Below are 21,510 nucleotides of genomic sequence, written 5' to 3' on the forward strand. Positions count from 1 at the left end.
TACCACTTAAAGAGCTAAAAAACTTTAAGTTTGTTTACCTATACGGAAGTTTAATTTTTATACCATTCCTGAACATTTGAATTTAAAGTAATAAATATGAATATACTTTGACAATAAGTTCCTCCATGTGTTGGAATATATGTTATTGCTTCTTGCCTTTATGTTCTAGCTGAACTTTTGATAAGAGTATTAGTAAGGTCATAGAGAGGTATATATCGAAATCAGAACTAGAGTTTGCCCAATCAGGTATTATGAAAGTTATTTCTATAGGATGTGAGGTGTCTGTCACATTAAATGTCCAAATATCGCTGTAATGAGACCCATGAAGTGATGATGAAACGTTTATTTGTTCTATGTTTTTGCTGAAGGTAATTATAACAGGGGATTCTTCACTTTCGGCAATTCTTGCTTCTAAAAGGCCAAAAACCTTAATTTTGTTAAAGTCATTCATCAAAAATTTTGAATTTGAGGTAAGTAATTTTTTGTTGGGAAGAAAATGGGCAAATTTGTTAAGTTGGGCTGAGCCTGGTCACTTAGCGACATCAACACTACAACTAAAATAAGGGTCAGTAAAACATTTAACATTTGTCGACTCTTCATTTTTGTTACCTCCTCAAAAATTAATATTTTTTAAAACTTAAGCCAGCCCTTCTAGTCGCTAAGTGGGTTTTTGCCGATTATTTCTTTTTGTAAAATTTATTTTCTACAATAATATTTAAGCAAGTTTTGTACCAATTCACTGTATATAGCCAAAATTTATAAAAATTTTTAATGTGTATAATTTTTTATACAGTTTTTTATACTCAATTAATTTTTGCCAAAGATAATATACTTGAAAAAGTATTTACACATTGAATCGAAGAAATAGGCAATGCATTTGATCTGTCTTATGCAAATAACATCATAAAAGGATGTAATAACAAGATTGAAGTGCTTAAAAAATAATTATAAAGCTCCATATTTACCTTAATTTTACGATTTTGTTATAAAATTTCTAAAATTAAAGGATGAGTGTTCAGAAAGATAGTAAAACTTAGAACAAAAAGCGGGTAAAAATTAGTATAAATTTAGCGAAATATGTAGAAAAGATCTTTTTAAGAATAGAAGGAAATTCCTTATTTATATCGAAATAGTAATATGAGAAATTAAATAGACTTTGTTGAAAAAGGCAAACTCGTCGAAAGGCGGGGACGCAAAGCCACGGGTCTAAAGCAATAATCTTGCTATGACAGCCGGGCTGCCAACAATTATATATAACCTCCTGCCTTTTGGTAGGAGGTTATTAAGCAAGAAAGTGGTGTTTTATATGACTAATAAAGAAAAAATTTATAATATCATTTTAGAAAAAAGTAGAGAGTTTAACCTTCAAGATTTTCTGATAAGTAGAAAAGGTGGGGTTACTACAGAAGAAGTAGCGCAACTCTTAAAAATAGCTCGACCCAATGTATCTTTTATTTTAAATCGTCTTGTAAAAGAAGGAAAAATAGTTAAAATTATTTCAAAACCTGTATATTATATTGAAAAAAATAGATTAGCTTATTTTTTAGAAGAAAACGTTAAGGAAGAAATGCTTTTAAAAGACTTGATTGATTTTTTGCACTTAAAGGAAGAAAAAGAATGTACTTTTGAAAATATAATAGGACATGATGGTAGTCTCAAAGGGCAGATAGAGCAGGCCAAAGCAGCTGTATTATATCCTCCTTATGGGCTTCACACCCTTATCATAGGACCACCGGGTTCTGGTAAATCTTTTTTCGCAGAGATGATGCACAAATTTAGCCTTCAAAATGGTAGGGAAGGGCCATTTGAAGTCTTAAACTGTGCGGATTATTATAATAATCCTCAACTTCTTATGTCTCATTTGTTTGGTCATGTAAAAGGAGCCTATACAGGGCAGATACGGATAAAATAGGTTTAGTAGAAAAAGCCGATAAAGGGATACTATTCCTTGACGAAGTACACAGGCTGCCTCCAGAAGGTCAAGAAATGCTCTTTTACCTTATTGACAAAGGAGTATATCGAAGATTGGGAGATACTGCTGAAAGAAAGGCTAACTTAATGATTATAGCAGCCACTACAGAAAAACCCGATTCTTTTCTTTTAAAAACTTTTATGAGACGGATACCAATTATCATCCAATTGCCATCTTTTGAGGAAAGACCTTTAAATGAAAAAATTGAGATAATTATTTACCTTTTTAAAGAAGAAGCCAAACGGCTAAACTTAAATATTGTGGTACATCCGGAAGTAATTTCTTTGCTTTTGTCTTTGCAATATGAAGGAAATATTGGGGAGTTGAAATCCCTCCTTCAATTGATTTGTTCTAAAGCTTTTTTAATGAATTACGTGGCAAAGAGGAATTTTTTAAAAATTGATCTTACTTTGTTAAACCGTAGTTATTTGGGACTGGGTTGGGACGATAGAAGCGACAGATTAGTCTTTGATAAATTTTTAATCATTTCTCCTGAAAAAGAAAAGAAAATCGATAAATATGATTTTTATGAATTTATTGCTATGAAATATCATGAATTAAAAGAAAAGGGGATTAAAGGAATGTTACTTAAAAAGGAAATAATCGATTATATTAACAACTTTTTGGAAAGTATTCTTGAAGATAATTTTAGAAAAAATGGAAACCACTTATAGATTAGTATAACTAAGAATATATCAGTATAATATATCATCATAGAGATATTTTTAATTAATAGTGAATTATCAGGAAATATGAAGGGTGACAGGATTGATACAAAAGTTTATAATTGTAATCGAATTAACTCCTGCTATTACGGTAACGGAATAGAAAGGAGGAAATCCGCGATGAAAAATAAAATTTTGAAAATTACTCTACTATCTTTAATGATTTTTATTATGATTTTTGGAGGAATTACTTCGGCATACGCTTACGACAAAATCCACGTTGTTTCAAAAGGTGAGTCGCTATATTTAATAGCTAAATGGTATGGAAGTGATGTAAATAGCCTAAAAGAGGTAAATGGAAAATGGAGTGATTTGATATATCCCGGTGAAAAATTAGTTGTGCCAGTAAACGTAAACACTGCTTATTACAATTATCTTGCTGATAGATATTTAATTGCAAAAATGATTTATGCTGAAGCTCGAGGAGAAAGCTTGGAAGGCCAAGTAGCTGTAGGTGCGGTAATTTTGAATAGAGTAAAAAGTAATATTTTCCCAGATACTGTAGCAGGAGTTATATATCAGTCAGATGCTTTTGAGTCTATAACAAATGGCGAGTTTTTCAATCACGAGCCTGACCTTACAGCTTTTAAAGCGGCAGATTTAGCTTTAGCTGGATGGGACCCAACGGGTGGAGCACTATACTTTTTCAATCCGGCTACTTCAACTTCTTGGTGGATATGGACAAGGACAGTTACTAATGTCATAGGGAACCACTGGTTTGCAATATAGAAAGGCGTCCTGCCTTTCTATATTGCATGTATTTTACATTATAAAATTTTACTTTTGTAAAAGAATAAGAATAGTACTAAAAATAGGAGCTGATCATATGGTATATATTTTTGTAGGAGGAAGTTCGGAAAAAAGTTTGCTTATAAGATTTTTATCCTACTGCGTAAATTCTAAAGAAGCAGTAATAGGACAGTTAAAAAATTATAACGAGAGAGCAGATATTTTGATTATTTCTGATATTTTAAACGAGGAAGATTTTAACAAGTTTAAAAATTATATTTATAGCTTTCCAAGCAGCATTATAATAACAAATGGAGATGATGAGCTATCAAATAAACTCTTTTCAAAAGGAATAAATTCTACCCTTATTACATGCGGTTTAAATCCAAAATCTTCCATTACTGCTTCTTCAATATCTTATGAAGAAGAGGGCTATGAATTTAATTATTGCGTACAAAGGGCTTTTTTTAATTTAAAGGGTAAATTGATAGAGCCATTGGAAATACCTGTTGAAATAAAAGTTTCTGAACAGTATAATATATATGACTCATTGTTTGTAATAACTGTATTATTGATTTTAGGAAATGAAATAAAAGATATACAAAATGTAGTTAAAACCTTTAAAGATAGTGGACAGTGGCAATTTTTTAAAAATTAATTTTAGAAATTACTTTTACTACCTGTCATAAATGCTTTCTAATTTTAATATATATTTTTAGAAGATACATAAGGGGAAGGGGAGAGTGAACACATGGCAGGCAACTTTTTGGAGAACAACGTAGTTGTAGTGGTGGGGAGAATTTTTACTGATTTAGAGTATAGCCATCAACTATATGGGGAAAAATTTTTTTAATTTTATTTTGGAAGTTCCAAGATTGAGTGAGACGAAAGATTATCTTCCTGTCACTATTTCTAACCGTTTATTCGAAGGTATGAATTTAGAGGTTGGTACAAGGATAAAGATTGAGGGGCAATTAAGGTCTTACAATAGGAAATCACCAGAAGAGGGGAAAAATAAGTTGATTTTAACCATATTTGCTCGAGATATAATGGCATTGTCGGAAGAGGAAATAGTAAAAAATCCGAATGAAATTTTTTTGGATGGCTTTATTTGTAAAAAACCTGTTTATAGAACTACTCCTTTAGGAAGAGAAATAACCGATTTATTAATTGCTGTAAATAGGCCTTATAACAAATCTGATTACATACCTGTTATAGCGTGGGGGAGAAATGCGAGGTTTTCTGAGAAGTTGGAAATAGGGGATCGTATACGCTTGTGGGGAAGAGTACAGAGTAGGGAATACCAGAAAAAACTGGGCGATGAAGTGGCTACAAAGGTAGCTTATGAGGTTTCTATTACAAGAATGGAAGTGGTTGAAAAAGAATTGCAAAAGAGTTAGAATGGGAGTAACGGAGGTCAAAAGGAGGAATGAATTTTGGAAAGAGGACTTATACAAGTTTATACTGGAGACGGCAAGGGGAAGACTACCGCTTCTATTGGTCTTGGCATAAGGGCAGTGGGAAGAGGATTTAAAGTATATATGGTACAATTTTTAAAAGGAGCAGATACAGGAGAACTTCATACACTTAAAAATATTGAAAATTTTAAGGTTTTTAGGTTTCAGTCCACAAATAAATTTTTTTGGACATTGACGGAAGAAGAGAAAAAAATCCTCGCGGAAGACATGAAAAAAGCCTATGACTTTGTAGTAGATGTGCTTAAAAACAAAAAATGTGATGTTCTTATTTTAGATGAGATAATGGCGGCAATACATAGCAAGATGTACGCTGTAGAGGATGTGTTAAAATTAATAGATATGAAACCTAAAGAGATGGAACTTGTTTTGACAGGTAGAAGTGCTCCTCAAGAAATTATTGAAAGGGCCGATTTGGTTACAGAAATGAAAGCAATTAAACATCCATTTGAAAAGGGAATACCAGCAAGATACGGTATAGAATACTAAAACACCCGAAAAATCGGGTGTTTTAATTAACCTCTTAAGTCTTCCATGAGTTTTGTTTTTTCACGAGTTTTGTCATCTACTACTTTTACAATTTTAGCTGGAACTCCTGCGACTACTGTGTTAGGTGGTACATCTTCTGTCACCACTGAACCTGCTGCTACAACAGCGCCATGGCCTACTCTTACTCCTTCTAATATGACTGCATTTGCTCCGACAAGTACGTTATCTTCAAGTACGACCGGCACGCTGCTAGGAGGTTCCAATACACCTGCTATTACAGCTCCAGCTCCTACATGGACGTTTTTGCCTATGATTCCTCTCGCTCCTATCACCGCGTTCATGTCTATCATAGAATTTTCACCAATTTCTGCACCTATATTTATCACTGCTCCCATCATAATCACAGCATTTTTGCCTATTTTGACTTTATCTCTAATTATTGCCCCTGGTTCTATTCTCGCGTCAAGATGCTTAATATCCAGTAAAGGAATTGCAGAGTTTCTGCGATCATACTCTAGATGATAATGTTTTATTTTATCTTTGTTTGCCTCAATCAATTTTTCAACGACATCTAGTTCTCCAAAAATAACTTTAAAGTTATCACAGCCATATACTTCTAATTCTTCGGTTTCTTTAATTTCTATATTCCTTGTATGTAAGCTCTAACGGGCGTTGACTTTTTTGCCTCTTTAATGTATCTTGCGATTTCATAAGGATTTGTTAAATTATCATTTGTACTCAAATACTATCATCCTTTCTTTACAAGGTCTTCCATGCTGTATAACCCAGGTTTTTGACCTACTATGAATTTTGCAGCATGTAGGGCGCCATAGCCAAAAATTTCGCGGGATTGGGCAGAGTGACTTATGGTGATTACTTCATCGTGACCAGCAAAAATTACTTGGTGCTCACCACAATTGTGCCTCCCCTTACTGCATGTATCCCTAATTCATTCGTTTTTCTCTGTTCAGTTTTAGTATGGCGTCCATACACGTATTCTTTTTTGTCATTTAGTACTTGGTTTATGCTATCTGCAATCATTAACGCAGTGCCACTTGGAGCATCTTTTTTCATATTGTGATGTTTCTCTATTATTTCTATGTCAAAATCTTGCTGCAATATTTTTGCAGCTTCTTTTACAAGGTTTATAAGAATATTCACTCCAAGGGACATATTTGCAGATTTGAAAATTGGTATTTCTTTTGATGCATGTTTTATGACATTTAATTCTTCTTCACTGAGTCCTGTTGTGGCAATGACTACAGGAAGTTTCTTTTGTAGAGCGGCTTTTACTAAATTAGGTACAGCTTCATGGTATGAAAAGTCAATTACTACATCCGCTTCTTCTTTTACATCTTTTAAATCGCTGTAAACAGGAAAGTCAAGAGGAGAGATGTTTTTATCTACTCCTGCTACTATTTTAAAATCGGGACTTTCTGCTGCTAACTTTGCTACGACTTTTCCCATTTTTCCGTTACAGCCGTGAATTATTATTCTAATCATTAATTTGCCTCCTTCAATAAACCGTATTTTGAAAGAACAGATTTCAGATATTCTAAGTTTTTATCGCTCATTTCAACAAGTGGGAGGCGCAAAGGTCCTACGTTGAATCCCATTAAGTTCATAGCAGTTTTTACAGGAATAGGGTTTGTTTCTACGAAAAGTGCTTTATTCAGAGGGTTAAGTTCTAATTGCATGTTTCTTGCCTTTTCAATGTCCCCATTTAAATAAGCGGTTGTCATCTCATGTATTTTTGCCGGGATTATATTTGCCGTGACAGATATTACGCCTAAGCCCCCTAAAGACATTATTGGTATTACTTGGTCGTCATTTCCTGAGTATATTTCGAAAGATTTACCCATAATACGGGCAATTTCAGCTACTTGTACAATGTCACCACTGGCTTCTTTTACCCCAACTACGTTGTCTACATGTTTACTTAATTCAAGATAAGTTTCTGGCAACATATTAAGAGATGTCCTGCTTGGGACATTATAGATAATAATAGGTATATCTACGTGTCTTGCTATTTCAGTAAAATGAGCCACTAATCCCTTTTGTGTTGTTTTGTTGTAATATGGTGTTATAACTAAAAGAGCATCAGCACCTGCAGATTGAGCATATTCACTCATTTCAACGGCATGGGCTGTATTGTTAGAACCGGTCCCTGCAATTACTGGTATTCTTCCGGCAACTTTTTCAACGGTAAATTTAATTGCCGCTTGTTGCTCTTCTTGTGTCATTGTAGAGGCTTCACCAGTGGTACCACATATGATGATTGCATCAGTTCCTTCTTTGATATGCCATTCAATAAGCTCGCCAAGTTTTTCAAAATTTACGCCCTCTTCATTAAATGGAGTAACAATAGCGACACCTGACCCTTTAAAAACAGGCATAATTATTCTCCTTTCACATATTTTTAATTAAAAGTTCTGCTATTTGAACGGCGTTTGTAGCTGCCCCTTTTCTTATGTTGTCAGCTACAATCCACATATTAAGACCGCTGTAAACTGTCTCATCTCGTCTTATTCTACCTACAAAAACTTCATCTTTTCCTGTGGCATAAGTTGCAAGAGGATAAATATTATTTTGAGGATCGTCTTGTACAACAACTCCTGGAGCATGTTTTAAGACCTCTATTAATTCTTCCATTTCATAAGGCCTTGCAAATTCTACATTGACAGATTCACTGTGAGAGTTTGCAACAGGTACTCTTACTGTTGTAGGACATACCTTTATTGAACTATCTCCCATGATTTTCTTGGTTTCGTTTATCATCTTTAGTTCTTCCTTTGTATATCCATTTGATGCGAAAGAATCAATGTGAGGAATGCAGTTGTTTGCAATAGGATGAGGAAATACTTGACATGGTTCTCCTCTTAAACTTCTTTCAAGGTCATCTACACCTTTTTTACCTGCTCCAGACACTGCTTGATAGGTGGATACCACTATTCTTTTTATTTTATATTTGTCGTGAAGAGGCTTTAAAGGAACTACCATTTGAATGGTAGAGCAATTGGGATTTGCTATTATTCCTTTGTGCCATGAAATGTCTTGGGGATTTACTTCAGGGACAACCAAAGGTACATTTTCATCCATTCTCCAAGCGCTGGAATTGTCAATTACGACTACGCCATGAGAAGCAGCTATTGGAGCGAATTGCTTGCTTATAGTTGCACCAGCAGAAAAAAGAGCTATTTGAATGTCTCTTTTAAAACTTTCTTCAGTAAGTTCTTCTACAATGTATTCATTACCTCTAAATGTGATCTTTTGACCCGCAGATTTGGAAGAAGCAAATAAGTAAAGTTTGTCAACTGGGAAATTTCTATCTTCCATTACCTTAAGAAAAGTCCTACCTACCATTCCGGTAGCTCCTACAATTGCTACATTAACTCCCATTATTATCCTCCTCTAAAGTTCTAAGATTATGACAATATTTCATTTATATGCTGGATTAAAGCAGGTTTATTTAATTTAAAATATATCATTATTATTATATGAAGTCAATAAAATAAGGATTACAGATGAACAAAAAGCCTAAAAAGTAGTTATTACTTTTTAGACTTTGCAGATTTTTCAAGAGATTTTATATCTTGTAGAAGTACTTCTGTCTTTATTTTAGTTAAAACTTTATTTTGAGATTTTATTGCTTTTTGTAATTCGGTAACTCCTACTTCAAATTTGTCAGCTGGATTTTTTGCTTCTTTAGGAAGTTTTGGCTTTAAGGTTTGCCACACAGAATTTATATCTATCAAATCTTTTGAAATTTCTTCCCACTTTTGTACTTCGCTTTTAAAAGCGATATCTTGAGCGTAAAATTTTAATCTTTTTATGTCAGTAGGTGTATCTGTTTGAAAGAGGTCTTCTAAATCAGGAATATATTTATACACATTATTTGCATATATTAAAACATCAATTTTTGATTTTTTATCTGCTACAACGGTAAGGTCATTTATAGCAGCACTCATACTATTTATTAGATTTAAGTTTGCTCCTTTTTTGATAACTAAAGGAGTTAATGAGTTCCAATCTGTATGAATATTTTTTATTGCTTTGTTAATTTCTTCCCAAGATTTATCTTCAGGAGTTTTCTTTAGTGCTTTTTTATCCTCTTCCTTTTTATCTTTTTTTTCTTTATCACTTTGTTTTTCCTGATCAGTTTGCGGATTTTCCTTTATTTTCTGTGCTTCTTTTATTATTTTTTCTATATCTTTTTCTTATTTTAGATAGTTTCTTTTGGTACTTCTGTTTTTTGACTTGTTTGAGGCTTTTTTTGAGGTTTATTTTGTTGTTTATTTTTACAACCTGACAAGTTAAATAAAAGCAACAAAAATAAAAATGGTACATACTATTTTAGAGTATTTTCTCATACTATCACCTCAAATAGTATGTCCATCTTAAATTTTAGTATTCTAGTTAGCTTTTCTTTCTACTAATTGGTCTTTGTACTGCAGCATATATAAATTGTAGTATAAGCCTTTTTTCTGCAAAAGTTCGTTGTGAGTGCCCATTTCTCTGATACGTCCTTTGTGAAGTACAATTATTTTATCTGCATGCTGTATGGTTGATAATCTATGGGCTATTGCAATAGTAGTGCGACCTCTTGTGAGCTTTTTTAAAGCATCCTGTATGAGCATTTCTGTCTCTGTGTCGATATTTGCTGTTGCCTCGTCCAGTACGAGTATTTTAGGGTTAAAGGCCAAAGCTCTTGCAAAAGCTAAAAGTTGTCTTTGACCGGCTGACAAAGTAGAGCCTCTTTCGGTTACTTTTGACTCATAGCCTTCTGGAAGTTTTTTTATGAAATGATGAGCATTTACATATCTTGCTACCGTGTAAATGTCGTTGTCTGTTATGCTTTTGTTGCTTAGTCTTATGTTTGATTTAATATCTCCCGTAAAAAGAAAGACATCCTGCAATACAACAGCTATATGTTTTCTCAAATCTTGTTGCCTTACTTTTCTTATGTCAATTCCGTCAATTAAAATTTCTCCTTTTTGTATGTCATAAAATCGACTTAAAAGGCTTATTATAGAGCTTTTTCCTGCACCAGTTGCCCCTACAAGTGCTACTGTTTCGCCAGGATTGACTACAAAATTTACATCTTTTAATACCCAGTCTTTTCCGTTGTAAGAAAACCAGACATTTTTAAATTCTATTTTTCCTTGTATGTCTTCTAGAGGAATAGGTTCTTCAGGGTCCTTTATTTGTTCTTTTGTATCTAAAAGTATAAAAATTCTTTCTGCTGAAGCCATTGCCGATTGAAGTATATCATATTTTTCTGATATATCAAAAATTGGGTGAAACATTTGTTGCAGATAATTTACAAAAGCGTAAAGTACGCCAAATTCAATTTTGTGAGATATTATATCTTTTCCACCATACCAGATCAGAAGAGCCAGAGTTAAAGAATATATTACGTCCATAAAAGGACGAAATATTGCAAAAATTGTAAGCTGCCTCATGTTAGCGTTATAATAATCTTTATTTATTTTTTCAAATTCTTTGCTTTTTTTATGTTCTGTTACAAAAAGTTGTACAATTTTCATTCCATTTATGTGTTCTGAAAGAAAAGCATTTATTCTGGCAAGGCGAACTCTTACAAGTCTATAAGCTTGCGAAGCTAATTTTCTGTATATGTACATTCCTCCAATAATTAACGGAGTAGTAGAGAGGCTGATTAATGCAAGTTTTACATTATAACTTACCATGGCAATGATTATTCCTAATATTATAAAGATGTCGTTAAAAAGATTTGCTATGACACTTGTGTACATTTCATTTAAAGTGTCTGTGTCGTTTGTAACACGTGTTACCAATCTTCCTACAGGGTTTTTATCAAAAAATGATAATGATAAACTCTGTATATGTTCAAATATTTGTTGCCTTAAGTTAAAAATTATTCTTTGACCTGTGTATTGAATCAAATAAATCTGTCCATAATTTATGATGAAGGCTACAGTTATGATTATTAAATACAAAATTCCTATATGGGTAATGCCATTTATTGCTTCTACTTTAGGAATGTTAGGATTATTTATATAGTTATCAATGGCTTTTTGGACGAGGTATGGTCGTAAAAGGTTTGATGCTGTTACTAAGAATATACTTACAGCTGCTATAAAAATGTATAACCAGTAAGGTTTAGCGTATGTCAAAAGCCTTTTCATTATTTTGATGTCGAAAGGTTTGGTCATTACTTCTTCTTGCTGATATTCCACCTTTATCACCGCCTTAAACTTCTTCTTTTAATATTGCATCTTCCATTTGCTGTTTTTCATAAATACTGTTATAGAGACCTTTTAACTTAATAAGCTCTTCATGGGTGCCTCTTTCAACTATTTCCCCATTATCTAATACTATGATTTCATCAGCGTTTTTTATAGTAGAGATTCTATGAGAGACAATTATAGTTGTTCTATTTTTCATATATTCGCGTAAATTGTTTAATATGGTTTCTTCTGTGTTTGTATCTACAGCAGAAAGGCTATCGTCCAAAATGAGGATTTTTGGTTCTTTTATTAAAGCCCTTGCGATAGCTATCCTTTGCTTTTGACCGCCTGAGAGAGTTACTCCTCTTTCGCCTACAATTGTTTGATATTGCTGCGGAAAATCCATTATATCTTTATGGACATCTGCCATTGTAGCAAATTCTTGTATTTTTTCTAGAGATTCTTCCTTGACAAAGGCTATATTATTGGCTATAGTATCTGAAAATATAAAATTGTCCTGAGGGACAAAACCAATGCTTTGTCTTAGAACTTTTAAGGGTATTTCGTTGATGTCGTGCCCATCAATAAATATGGTATCTTGCGGTACTTTATAAAGCCTTGCAAGTAAATTTACAAGAGTACTTTTACCACTACCGGTTTTGCCTATTATAGCTAGAGTTTTTCCTTTTGGAAGGCTTATGTTTATATTTTTTAAAACAGGAGGTAGGCCTTTTTTATAAGAAAATGTGAGATTTTTTATTTCTATATTTCCTTCAATCGTTGTAATATTTGGATCAGCGTAATTATCTGTTATCTCAGGTTCTTCATTGAAAATTATATTTAGCCTTTCCATGGAGCAGAGCCTCTCTGAAAAATATTTATCACCCAGCCAAATGCCATCATAGGCCAGATAAGCATTCCTAAGTAGCTGGTAAATGCTACAAAGTCACCTAAAGTGATTATTCCTTTTATAACTTGTATTCCCCCATAAAGCAAAGCTATTGTAAAACTTAATGCTGCTAAAAATTGGACAGTAGGGTCAAATAATCCCCAGATTTTAATCATATCCATATTTGCCTTAAAATTTTTTAGATTTTCTTTTCTAAAGTTTTCTATTTCTTCTTTTTCTTGAACAAAAGCTTTAATTACTCTTATGCCAGATATGCTTTCTTGAACTTTATCTGTTAAAGAGGAAAAAGCCTCTTGAACTTTTAAAAATCTTGAGTGAATGACTTTGCCAAAACGAGTAACTATTAGTGCAATAACGGGTAAGGGCAGTAAAGCTAAAATAGTAAGTTTTGGCTCGATTGTAAATATCATTATAAGTATTATAGATATAGCTAAAAATGAGGCATCTACTGACATTATGATTCCAGGTCCTAGTGCCATTCTTACAGCATTGATATCATTTGTAGCATGAGCCATTAAATCACCTGTTTTGTGTTCGTTATAATATTGTGGTGAAAGCTCAAGTAATTTAAAAAAAAAGTTTTTCTCTTAGCTCTTTTTCCAAAAGCCTTGACAACCCCATTATTTTCATACGCCAAATAAATCTAAAAGCAAATACCAAAATAGCTATACCTATTATCCAAAAAGAATACGTTAACAATACCTTTGGAGTTAAGTCTTTACTTTTAAATAAATCAGTTACTGAACCTAATAAATGGGGAACTATCATTTGAAGTATGTCTACTGCTAATAAAAAATTATACCTATTATGTAATTCCACTTGTGTTTTTTTATAAATGGGATAACTGTTGCAAAACTTTTCATAAAATCCCCCCTAAAACTACAAACAGGCATAATTATTTTTAAATGTAATATAATTATAACGTAAATCTTTATAATTTCAAAAAAGGAGGGGTGAAGATGTGGAATTATAAACTTAAAAAAATATCCGTTTTATCGGTTTTTAAATTTACTTTAATTTACGGAATTGTGATAGGCCTAATTCTGGGACTTATTGGTGGCTTATTTGGTGGACTTTTTGCAAGCAGTTTTGGAGCTTTTGGCGCAGGAATAATTGGCGGCCTCATTGGCGGAATAGTTTATGGCATAATTTTTTCTATAGTTAGTGCTTTTGGAGCATGGCTTTTCAATGTAGTTTCTGGCTGGATTGATGGTATTGACATACTAGTAGAGAAAAAATAGAAAAAATTATTAAAACTGTATTGCACTGTGAAAAAAAATGTGATATAATATTTCTTAGTTAAAATTTAATAATGATTTAGAGGGAAGGCAAGGGCGTCTTCAAATGGGTAGTGACACCCTATTTGAGTGCGCCCTTAATTTATTAGAGGAGGAAGATTATGGGTAAAAAATATAGCAAAGAGGATGTTTTAAAACTGGCAAATGAGTATGGAGTGGAATATGTACATCTTCAATTCAGTGACATCTTTGGGGTCATGAAAAATGTTTCTATCCCAGTAGAAGAACTAAATAAAGCTCTCAACAATGAAATTATGTTTGACGGTTCTTCAATTGATGGTTTTGTCAGAATTGAAGAATCGGACATGTATTTAAGACCAGACCCTGATACTTTTGTGGTCTTTCCATGGAGGACAAACTCAGGGGTAGAAGCGAGGCTTATATGTGACATTTACAATTACGATGGGACTCCTTTTGAGGGAGACCCCAGGTATGTTTTAAAAAGAAATTTAGAAGAAGCAAAAAAATTAGGGTATCAGTTTAATGTAGGTCCTGAATGTGAGTTTTATCTCTTTTTGACAGATGAAAAAGGTAACTTCACGACGGTAACACAAGATAATGCAAGTTATTTTGATATGGCACCTGTAGATTTAGGAGAAAGTGCGAGAAAAGAAATGGTATCAACTTTAAAACAATTAGGCTTTCAAATTGAAGCATCCCATCACGAGGTAGGGCCTGGACAGCATGAGATAGATTTTAAATACGACGATGCGTTAATTACTGCTGACAATGTGATGACTTTTAAAATGGTGGTAAGAATTATTGCTCAAAAACATGGGTTGCACGCTACCTTTATGCCCAAGCCGGTTTTTGGCATTGCAGGGTCTGGAATGCATATGAACATGTCACTAACAAAAGATGGTAAAAATGCTTTTTATGACCCTTCTGACCCTCTAGGGTTAAGTAAAGTATGTTATAACTATATAGGAGGAATTATAAAACATGCAAAAGCTATGACAGCTATCACTAACCCTATTGTTAATTCTTATAAGCGACTAGTTTCAGGCTATGAAGCTCCTGTAAATATTGCTTGGTCTGCAAGAAACAGAAGCCCTTTAATACGAATTCCTGCCAAAAGAGGAGAGTCTACAAGGATAGAACTTAGAAGTCCTGATCCAACCAGCAATCCTTATCTTGCTTTGGCTGTTGCATTGGCAGCAGGATTAGATGGTATAAAGAATAATATAACACCGCCACCACCTGTAAATGCAAATATATATCATATGAATAAAGAAGAATTAGAAAGCTTAGGAATTGAAAGACTGCCAGGCTCTTTAGAAGAAGCTTTAAACGAGTTAGAAAAGGATGAAGTTATAAAAGAAGCATTAGGCAATCATGTGTATACAAAATTTTTGGAGGCTAAAAGAGCAGAATGGGATGAGTACAAAATATACGTTACTCAGTGGGAATTAGATCAATATCTTTCTAAATTCTAAGTTAAATTAGAGGTGTCTCGATGAGCCAATGGCGAATTGTTTTAGCTGACAGCAGTGATTTGTCACGGCAGTTTATAAAAAATGTTTTGTTGGCAAATGGACATCTAGTTTATGAAGCGAGAGATGGCGGAAGCGCTATAAGGCTTTGTCGCGCTCTCGCTCCTGATTTAGTTATAGCGGATTTGAATCTTGCCAATATAAATGGCTATGAAGTGGGACGTATTATAAATGAAGATGACATAGCACCTGTAATTTTGATGACTTCTACTCTTCAAAGAGATTTTCTTGATGAAATAGGGAAATATTCTGTATTTTCTTATTTATTAAAACCAGTAGATAGAGGGGTACTTTTGTCGACAGTTGAATTTGTGATAGAAAATTACAAAAAGTTTAGGAACATGAAAGAGGAAATTCAAAAATTAAAGCATGAACTTGAAGCGAGGAAAAAGATTGAAAAGGCAAAAGGATATATTATGAAAGCTAAAGGATTAAGCGAAGACGAAGCTTATAAAATTATGAGAAAGATGAGCATGGATTTGTCTATTCCAATGGAGATAATAGCTGAAATGATATTACAAGAATATAAAGACTAAGAGGCGTGAGACCGCCTCTTTTATTCTTCAAACATGCTTTTTTTTACTATTTTTTTATCTTTTATCATGAATACTCCTTTTGCAATAACAGAATGAATATTTAAATTGCCATCTAATACTACTATATCCCCGTCTGATTTTTCACTGATACATCCTTTGTTTGGATATAAATTCAACACTTTTGCTACATTTTCTGTTATTATTTTAATTGCCTGTTCTATTGGCAGTATTCCTTCCACTATAACTTCTCTTAAATCGCGGTATAGAGTTTGTGCGCTTCCTCCCATAACCTTAACCAATCGCTTATTTTCATCAAATACAGGAATGCTACCATTGCTATCAGAGCTCATAGTAACTTTTTCTATAGGTAATTTGCTTTCTACGATTTTTTTAATTGCTTCTTTTGGAGTTAAAGCAGTTTTTGTATGGGCGTCCGGCTTTATATCAGAAGTAAGGTCAATTACGCCACCCATTTCTATAAATTTTAATCCTTGTTCAAACAACGTCCTATTCTGTTTATATGAGTAGGAATAAATTGTGTAATAGGTATTTCAGTGTTTTCTACTATTTCAAACAAGGGAGATAATCCTCTTATTCCATCTCCAACATGCAGGTGAACTATTCCAGGTTTACCCCCTAAAAGTCCTCCAACTCTCGCTTCTGCAGCAAGTTTTGTCAAGTCTTCAATAGTTGGCTGTGCAGACCTGTGATCTGAAATGGCGATTTCTCCAGTACCTATTACTTTGTCGATTAAAACTAAATCAGACCTTACACTTCCTGTTAAAGTGCGGGTGGGGAGTTCATAAGCACCGGTATATATGTAAGTAGTTATACCTTCTTGCTCTAAAGCTCTTGCTTTTGCAAGAAGAGAAGCCATGTTTCTGGTTATTCCATCTGCTCCCAAGAGGCCTACAACTGTAGTTATTCCACCTTTTGTAATATCAGATAGAGTTATTTCAGGCGTCCTTGTGACTGGTCCTCCTTCTGCACCGCCTCCTGCGATGTGGACGTGCTGGTCAATGAAACCTGGAACTATGGTAAAGCCTTGTAAATCTACAATTTCTACATTTCCAAATTCCTTTATAGGTTTTATTTCATCAGCAATTTTTATTATTTTTCCATTGCAGATTAAAATATCTTTTCTACCTAAAGGCTGAGGAGAGTAAACTTCTCCACCTTTTAAAAGTAAAAACATGATCTCACCTCATTTGGTTTCTTTATATTATTTTTTCTTCCAATCCATTATAATACATTTTAAAATTAGAAAGAATTTTTGTCATAATAATGGTATAATAATTGTAGCGATACAATTTTGTGAGGGATGGATATGAATAAAATAACAATTGATAAAAGTAAAAATGTGCCTTTATATATTCAGTTATACAGTCAAATAAAGAGATTTATAGAGAATGGCAGTCTGCCAAGTGGATATAAACTTCCCACTATAAGAAGCCTTGCAAAGGAGTTGGGGGTAAACAATATTACAGTGATAAATGCTTATAAGCTTTTAGAACAAAATGGGTATGTATATACTAAGGTGGGAAGCGGTACTTATGTCTGTGAAGATATAAAAAAGAGGAGGACCTTGATGAAAGCTTTAAATTAACAGACCAAGGAGAAATTCCATTAAAGAAAGGAATTATAAATTTTGCTTCTTCCTCTTTAAATCCAGAGCTTTTTCCAGTGGAGGACTTTGGCGATTTAATCAATAGAGTATTGAGAAGAGATGGAGGATATGCTTTTGAGTATCAAGACACGAGAGGATATAAACCATTAAGAGAATCTATAAAAGAATTTGTAAAAAAAGATGAAATATTTACTGATGTTGAAAATATACAAGTAATTTCTGGGGGACAGCAAGGTATAGATGTAGTATCAAAAGCGTTAATAAATTTTGAAGATAGCATAATTGTTGAAAGACCCACTTATTCGTGGGCTTTAGCCTCTTTTGAATCGAGAGGAGCAGAGATTTTAGAAGTAGATTTAGAAAAAGATGGAATAAATTTAGAGGAATTGGAGGATAAGTTAAGGAAATTTAAGCCAAAGTTCGTATATACAATACCTAATTTTCATAATCCTACCGGCATTGTCTACAGTGAGGAAAAAAAGAAGAAACTGATAGAGTTGGCAGAAAAATATGAAACTTATATTTTAGAAGACGATTTTGCCAGTGATTTAAGCTTTACTGAAGAAAAGATATTGCCACTTAAAGCTTATGATAAATATGACAGAGTCATTTATATAAAAAGCTTCTCAAAAATATACATGCCGGGTTTGAGGTTAGGTTTTATAATTGCTCCACAAAGGCTAGTAAGCAGTTTCCTAAAAGCAAAATATGTGACAGATTTATCTACTTCAGGTTTGATGCAAAGAGCCTTTGATTTATATCTTAGAGAAAATATTTGGAAAAATCATATTGAGGAAATAAAGCAAGTAATGAAAAAACGGTTTGAAAATATGGGTAATGGACTTCAGATGTTAAAAAATTATGTAGAATTTGAATATCCTAAAGGAGGTTTTTACTACTGGTTAAGGCTTAAAAACAATATTTCTGCTAAAAATTTGTATTCTAAATGTTTAGAGAGAAAATTACTTATAGTTCCAGGGGATATGTTTTTTGCAATAAAAAAAGAGACCAATTTTATGAGATTAAGTTTTGCCTCTTGTGAGTTGGAGGAGATAGATAAGGGGGTAGATATACTGAAAGAGGTTTTAGAAGGAGAATCTAATGAAAACGGGATATATCTTCCTATAATATAAAAAGGCCGTAAGGCGGCCTTTTTATTTTGCTTGTTCATCTTTTTTGCTAAAATCCGAAGGAGAAGACTTTGTCATTTTAGACTTTCCTTCAAAAATAGCTCCCTCTTCAATTATCAAGTTTTGTACTTCTATATCTCCATAAAGTTTTCCACTAGAAGTAAGTTGTAGCTGGCCTTTGGCAAATATATTTCCCTTTACTTCGCCTGAAATGATTATATTATCAGTTTTTATATTAGCTTCTATCTTTGCTGACTCACCTATTACAATATTGCCTTTTGTTTCTATTTGACCTGTAAAATTGCCATCTATCCTTAAAGTTCCTTCTGATTTAATTGTGCCTTCAAAAGCTGAATTTTTTCCTATGACGGTGTCAATTTTGTCAGTATTAATTTCTATAATTTGTTCTTTTTTTTGAAACATATCAATTCTCCTTTGCGAGATATTTCATTGGATTTACAGGATTGCCATTTACTCTAATCTCAAAGTGAACATGAGGGCCAGTGCTTCTTCCAGTATTCCCCGACTTTGCTATTATATCGCCTCTTTTCACACTTTGGCCTACTCTGACAAGAATTTCAGAATTATGACCATATACGGACTTAATCCCATACCCATGGTCTATGATTACTACCTTACCATATCCTGATAACCATCCTGCATATGTAACTACACCTTTTCCAGCGGCTTTTACTGGAGTTCCTGTAGGTACAGATATGTCCATTCCAGCGTGAAATTCAGTTCCAGAGCCAAAAGGAGACTTTCTCCTTCCAAAAATGGAGGTTATGGTACCATATACTGGATAAGCACTGGGTATTGAATCCAGATAATCAAGTCTAGCTGACACTTTTGTAATAAGGTCTTGAAAATCTTGTGTTTTTTGATCTATTTGTGAAATAAGTTCGGCTGTTACTTCATTATCAAAGGAAATGTTAGCATCGGATCTAATGCTTCTTGATATACTGCCACGGCTTGTAGTAGGAGTTGATAATCCAACCATGCGTCTTATTTTTTCTTCTAATTCGTTTAAGTCTTTAATTTTTTCATTGACCAGTTGAGCATTTTTGTCTAAAGTAGCTATTTTTTTGTCTTGTTCTTCTATAAGGGAAGTTAATTGCTCGATTTTTTTTTCTTTTTCCGCTATCACACTGTATAAATAAAAAGTTGTTTTACTAAAATAAACTAAAAAAGCTGTAGCAGCCATAATTATTGAAAAAGCTACTATTACTGCTGTTTTTATAAGGGGAATAGAGATTTTAAAGTTTTTGATTTGCTGAGTTGAATCAGGAATAATCATAATATTGAGATATTTCTCTTTTCTCTTTTTCATTTGTACCTCCACCCTAAAAAATGGACAACTATATTTATTCTATACAAAAGTATCAAAATCCTGCTAAAAAATCAAATTTTAAATTTTTATAATGTTATGATAAATTCTTTTTTAGTTTGGGTAATAATGTAGCTTTTATCTTTGTTAGTTTCTTACTCGGAGAAACAGTTATAGGTATAAAATAATCGATGTGGAGAATACTACTATTTGAATGAATCACAGGAGGTGTTGAGATGGGAAAAAGAATAGCAGTAGAAAGTCAGCTTTCCAATATTAAAGATTATTTAAAGCAAAAAGGATATGAGGTTGTAGAATTAAAAGAAACTCTTTCAGAAAAAAATGATTTGAATGCCTATGATGCTATAGTCATAACGGGGCAAAGTAGAAATATGTTAGGCATAGATGATGTTTTGACAAATATCCCGGTGATAGATGCGACGGGAATGACTCCCTTTGATGTAGAAGAAAGTATAAAAAGACTATAAGTTATAGGTGGTGATTCTGTAGTGAGTACTGAGCAATTGAAAGCTGTAGGAAGAAGTTGTGAGGATTTTGAGTTAGATCCATCTCGCTATGGAAATAATTTGACTATGTCTGTATCTTTACAAGAAAGAAGCTGCGAAATATGTCGACATTGGGATGGGAACAAGAAAATTTGCCGAATAGGAGTTTTTGACAAAGTTTTATCAAGCCTTGATCAAACATAGTATTTTGAAATTTTAAAAGGATTTTTTTAATAATAAATGGGTAAGTGCGGGACTGAAAATAGTGGAAAAATGCGAGAGGAAAAACTCTCGCATTTTTGTTTTATTGCGACAAAGAATTAACGTAAAAATCTGCTGCTTTGGGTTCAAAAGCGTGAGTATGGGTTGTTGCCGTAAAAAAGGGGAGGAAAGTAATAGAGAACGCTACAAGGGTTGCAGCGACACAACTTATAGCAGCTTTGCAGGCAATGGAGTATAGAGAAGGTTTTAAAAAAGGAAATGGAATAGGAAACTTTATATTGACATAAATACTTGTTTTGATATTATAAAAAACAGGTAAAGCATTGGAGACAATTGAAGAGATAGACATAATATTAGAATAAAGGTGATTTTGTGGATAGAATAAAACAGTATTTTAAAGCGAAAAGGGCCAAAATTTATGAAAAAGACTATAAATTTTTAATGAATTTTTTAAACGATAAAGAGTTGGAATACTTTAAAAAATTGCCTGTTTATGAAAAGAGACATTCTTTAGATGTGTGCTATTATCTAATTGATAAATACGGGATAAAGGAGCATGACCTTTTAAAGGCCGCTATTTTTCATGATATTGGGAAAATAAAAGCAGAAATTACTCCTTTCAAAAAAGCAATAGCGGTTATTTTTAATAAATTCCCTCTTTTGGCTAATTTTTTAGAAAGGTACTTTTATTTTCTAAAAATATATAATAACCATACAGAATATAGTGCACAAATCTGTAAAGAAATTGGGCTAAATGAAAGAATAATAGACATCGTAAAGCATCATCATGACAAAATTCCTAAAGACGAAGACATTATAAAACTTCAAGAAGCAGATGAAAGAAATTAAAGATAGAGTTTTT

At 33.0% G+C, this 21,510-nt stretch carries 16 protein-coding genes, 8 pseudogenes and 1 riboswitch; of the genes and pseudogenes, 12 read left to right on the top strand and 12 right to left on the bottom strand.

Translation table 11 applies throughout. The features are described 5' to 3' along the window. Positions 1-142: 142 nt before the first annotated feature. A complete protein-coding gene (locus JCM7501_RS07010) occupies positions 143-451 on the bottom strand; it encodes a hypothetical protein (RefSeq protein WP_173571585.1) in 309 nt (102 codons plus the stop codon). Next, positions 451-600 (bottom strand): hypothetical protein, encoded by a 150-nt coding sequence (locus JCM7501_RS13155; RefSeq protein ID WP_173571586.1) that lies wholly within the window; start codon positions 598-600, stop codon positions 451-453. The genes JCM7501_RS07010 and JCM7501_RS13155 overlap by 1 nt, the downstream gene beginning before the upstream one ends. 557 nt (positions 601-1,157) lie before the next feature. Further along, positions 1,158-1,245, top strand: a riboswitch (cyclic di-GMP riboswitch). 61 nt (positions 1,246-1,306) lie between these two features. Between JCM7501_RS13155 and JCM7501_RS07015 the strand changes: the two are divergent. The 5 genes and pseudogenes from JCM7501_RS07015 (at position 1,307) to JCM7501_RS07035 (ending at position 5,390) form a co-directional block, all read left to right on the top strand. Then, positions 1,307-2,646, top strand: a pseudogene (locus tag JCM7501_RS07015) (sigma-54-dependent transcriptional regulator). Positions 2,647-2,817: 171 nt separating this feature from the next. Further along, complete coding sequence (locus JCM7501_RS07020; RefSeq protein ID WP_012994856.1) at positions 2,818-3,426, top strand: cell wall hydrolase; 609 nt, start codon at positions 2,818-2,820, stop codon at positions 3,424-3,426. Between the two features lie 97 nt (positions 3,427-3,523). Continuing rightward, complete coding sequence (locus JCM7501_RS07025) at positions 3,524-4,084, top strand: UDP-N-acetylmuramoyl-tripeptide--D-alanyl-D-alanine ligase (RefSeq protein ID WP_028991524.1); 561 nt, start codon at positions 3,524-3,526, stop codon at positions 4,082-4,084. Between the two features lie 93 nt (positions 4,085-4,177). Continuing rightward, positions 4,178-4,826 (top strand): annotated as a pseudogene (locus JCM7501_RS07030) (single-stranded DNA-binding protein). 36 nt (positions 4,827-4,862) lie between these two features. Beyond that, complete coding sequence (locus JCM7501_RS07035) at positions 4,863-5,390, top strand: cob(I)yrinic acid a,c-diamide adenosyltransferase (protein ID WP_028991523.1); 528 nt, start codon at positions 4,863-4,865, stop codon at positions 5,388-5,390. Positions 5,391-5,416: 26 nt separating this feature from the next. Here JCM7501_RS07035 and dapD read toward each other — a convergent pair. The 7 genes and pseudogenes from dapD to JCM7501_RS07070 all read right to left on the bottom strand — a co-directional run bounded on the left by dapD (position 5,417) and on the right by JCM7501_RS07070 (position 13,372). Next, positions 5,417-6,132, bottom strand: a pseudogene (gene dapD / locus JCM7501_RS07040) (2,3,4,5-tetrahydropyridine-2,6-dicarboxylate N-acetyltransferase). Positions 6,133-6,138: 6 nt separating this feature from the next. Further along, positions 6,139-6,893 (bottom strand): annotated as a pseudogene (gene dapB / locus JCM7501_RS07045) (4-hydroxy-tetrahydrodipicolinate reductase). Next, positions 6,893-7,786, bottom strand: a complete 894-nt coding sequence (dapA, locus tag JCM7501_RS07050; protein WP_028991521.1) for a 4-hydroxy-tetrahydrodipicolinate synthase — start codon at positions 7,784-7,786, stop codon at positions 6,893-6,895. The pseudogene dapB and the gene dapA overlap by 1 nt, the downstream one beginning before the upstream one ends. Before the next feature lie 13 nt (positions 7,787-7,799). Next, positions 7,800-8,789: an aspartate-semialdehyde dehydrogenase gene (locus JCM7501_RS07055; RefSeq protein ID WP_012994863.1), complete on the bottom strand. Its 990-nt coding sequence runs from the start codon at positions 8,787-8,789 to the stop codon at positions 7,800-7,802. A 152-nt stretch (positions 8,790-8,941) separates the two neighbouring features. Continuing rightward, positions 8,942-9,760 (bottom strand): annotated as a pseudogene (locus tag JCM7501_RS15870) (hypothetical protein). Between the two features lie 42 nt (positions 9,761-9,802). Further along, positions 9,803-11,608 (bottom strand): ABC transporter ATP-binding protein, encoded by a 1,806-nt coding sequence (locus tag JCM7501_RS07065; RefSeq protein ID WP_028991519.1) that lies wholly within the window; start codon positions 11,606-11,608, stop codon positions 9,803-9,805. Between the two features lie 13 nt (positions 11,609-11,621). After that, positions 11,622-13,372: pseudogene (locus JCM7501_RS07070) on the bottom strand (ABC transporter ATP-binding protein). Between the two features lie 96 nt (positions 13,373-13,468). On the opposite strand from JCM7501_RS07070, the gene JCM7501_RS07075 reads away from it, so the two are divergent. The 3 genes from JCM7501_RS07075 to JCM7501_RS07085 all read left to right on the top strand — a co-directional run bounded on the left by JCM7501_RS07075 (position 13,469) and on the right by JCM7501_RS07085 (position 15,836). Further along, on the top strand, positions 13,469-13,750 hold the full coding sequence (locus tag JCM7501_RS07075; RefSeq protein ID WP_012994867.1) for a hypothetical protein: 282 nt from the start codon (positions 13,469-13,471) through the stop codon (positions 13,748-13,750). A gap of 158 nt (positions 13,751-13,908) precedes the next feature. Continuing rightward, positions 13,909-15,243, top strand: coding sequence for a type I glutamate--ammonia ligase (glnA, locus tag JCM7501_RS07080; RefSeq protein WP_012994868.1), 1,335 nt, complete (start codon positions 13,909-13,911; stop codon positions 15,241-15,243). Positions 15,244-15,263: 20 nt separating this feature from the next. Further along, a complete protein-coding gene (locus JCM7501_RS07085) occupies positions 15,264-15,836 on the top strand; it encodes an ANTAR domain-containing response regulator (protein WP_028991517.1) in 573 nt (190 codons plus the stop codon). 20 nt (positions 15,837-15,856) lie between these two features. Here JCM7501_RS07085 and iadA read toward each other — a convergent pair. Continuing rightward, a pseudogene (gene iadA, locus JCM7501_RS15875) lies at positions 15,857-17,031 on the bottom strand (beta-aspartyl-peptidase). A gap of 132 nt (positions 17,032-17,163) precedes the next feature. Between iadA and pdxR the strand changes: the two are divergent. Then, a pseudogene (gene pdxR, locus JCM7501_RS07095) lies at positions 17,164-18,596 on the top strand (MocR-like pyridoxine biosynthesis transcription factor PdxR). Between the two features lie 21 nt (positions 18,597-18,617). On the opposite strand, the gene JCM7501_RS07100 reads toward pdxR, so the two are convergent. Both JCM7501_RS07100 and JCM7501_RS07105 read right to left on the bottom strand, forming a co-directional pair. After that, a complete protein-coding gene (locus JCM7501_RS07100; RefSeq protein WP_012994872.1) occupies positions 18,618-19,016 on the bottom strand; it encodes a bactofilin family protein in 399 nt (132 codons plus the stop codon). 1 nt (position 19,017) lies between these two features. Beyond that, on the bottom strand, positions 19,018-19,923 hold the full coding sequence (locus JCM7501_RS07105) for a M23 family metallopeptidase (RefSeq protein WP_012994873.1): 906 nt from the start codon (positions 19,921-19,923) through the stop codon (positions 19,018-19,020). 233 nt (positions 19,924-20,156) lie between these two features. Here JCM7501_RS07105 and JCM7501_RS07110 point away from each other — a divergent pair, with 233 nt between their 5' ends. The 3 genes from JCM7501_RS07110 (at position 20,157) to JCM7501_RS07120 (ending at position 21,497) form a co-directional block, all read left to right on the top strand. Then, complete coding sequence (locus JCM7501_RS07110; protein WP_012994874.1) at positions 20,157-20,408, top strand: YkuS family protein; 252 nt, start codon at positions 20,157-20,159, stop codon at positions 20,406-20,408. A gap of 21 nt (positions 20,409-20,429) precedes the next feature. Beyond that, complete coding sequence (locus tag JCM7501_RS07115; protein WP_012994875.1) at positions 20,430-20,630, top strand: hypothetical protein; 201 nt, start codon at positions 20,430-20,432, stop codon at positions 20,628-20,630. 390 nt (positions 20,631-21,020) lie between these two features. Continuing rightward, positions 21,021-21,497 (top strand): HDIG domain-containing metalloprotein, encoded by a 477-nt coding sequence (locus JCM7501_RS07120; protein WP_012994876.1) that lies wholly within the window; start codon positions 21,021-21,023, stop codon positions 21,495-21,497. Positions 21,498-21,510 lie beyond the last annotated feature (13 nt).

It is taken from the genome of Thermoanaerobacter thermocopriae JCM 7501, assembly GCF_001310975.1.
Classification (GTDB): domain Bacteria; phylum Bacillota; class Thermoanaerobacteria; order Thermoanaerobacterales; family Thermoanaerobacteraceae; genus Thermoanaerobacter; species Thermoanaerobacter thermocopriae.

Excerpts from the sequence above, each read along its gene's own strand:
- glnA (WP_012994868.1), top strand. The coding sequence starts at position 13,909 with ATGGGTAAAAAATATAGCAAAGAGGATGTTTTAAAACTGGCAAATGAG.
- JCM7501_RS07075 (WP_012994867.1), top strand. The coding sequence starts at position 13,469 with ATGTGGAATTATAAACTTAAAAAAATATCCGTTTTATCGGTTTTTAAA.
- JCM7501_RS07100 (WP_012994872.1), bottom strand. The coding sequence starts at position 19,016 with ATGTTTCAAAAAAAAGAACAAATTATAGAAATTAATACTGACAAAATT.
- JCM7501_RS07055 (WP_012994863.1), bottom strand. The coding sequence starts at position 8,789 with ATGGGAGTTAATGTAGCAATTGTAGGAGCTACCGGAATGGTAGGTAGG.
- dapA (WP_028991521.1), bottom strand. The coding sequence starts at position 7,786 with ATGCCTGTTTTTAAAGGGTCAGGTGTCGCTATTGTTACTCCATTTAAT.
- JCM7501_RS07010 (WP_173571585.1), bottom strand. The coding sequence starts at position 451 with ATGAATGACTTTAACAAAATTAAGGTTTTTGGCCTTTTAGAAGCAAGA.
- JCM7501_RS07025 (WP_028991524.1), top strand. The coding sequence starts at position 3,524 with ATGGTATATATTTTTGTAGGAGGAAGTTCGGAAAAAAGTTTGCTTATA.
- JCM7501_RS07110 (WP_012994874.1), top strand. The coding sequence starts at position 20,157 with ATGGGAAAAAGAATAGCAGTAGAAAGTCAGCTTTCCAATATTAAAGAT.
- JCM7501_RS07020 (WP_012994856.1), top strand. The coding sequence starts at position 2,818 with ATGAAAAATAAAATTTTGAAAATTACTCTACTATCTTTAATGATTTTT.
- JCM7501_RS13155 (WP_173571586.1), bottom strand. The coding sequence starts at position 600 with ATGAAGAGTCGACAAATGTTAAATGTTTTACTGACCCTTATTTTAGTT.
- JCM7501_RS07105 (WP_012994873.1), bottom strand. The coding sequence starts at position 19,923 with ATGAAAAAGAGAAAAGAGAAATATCTCAATATTATGATTATTCCTGAT.
- JCM7501_RS07085 (WP_028991517.1), top strand. The coding sequence starts at position 15,264 with ATGAGCCAATGGCGAATTGTTTTAGCTGACAGCAGTGATTTGTCACGG.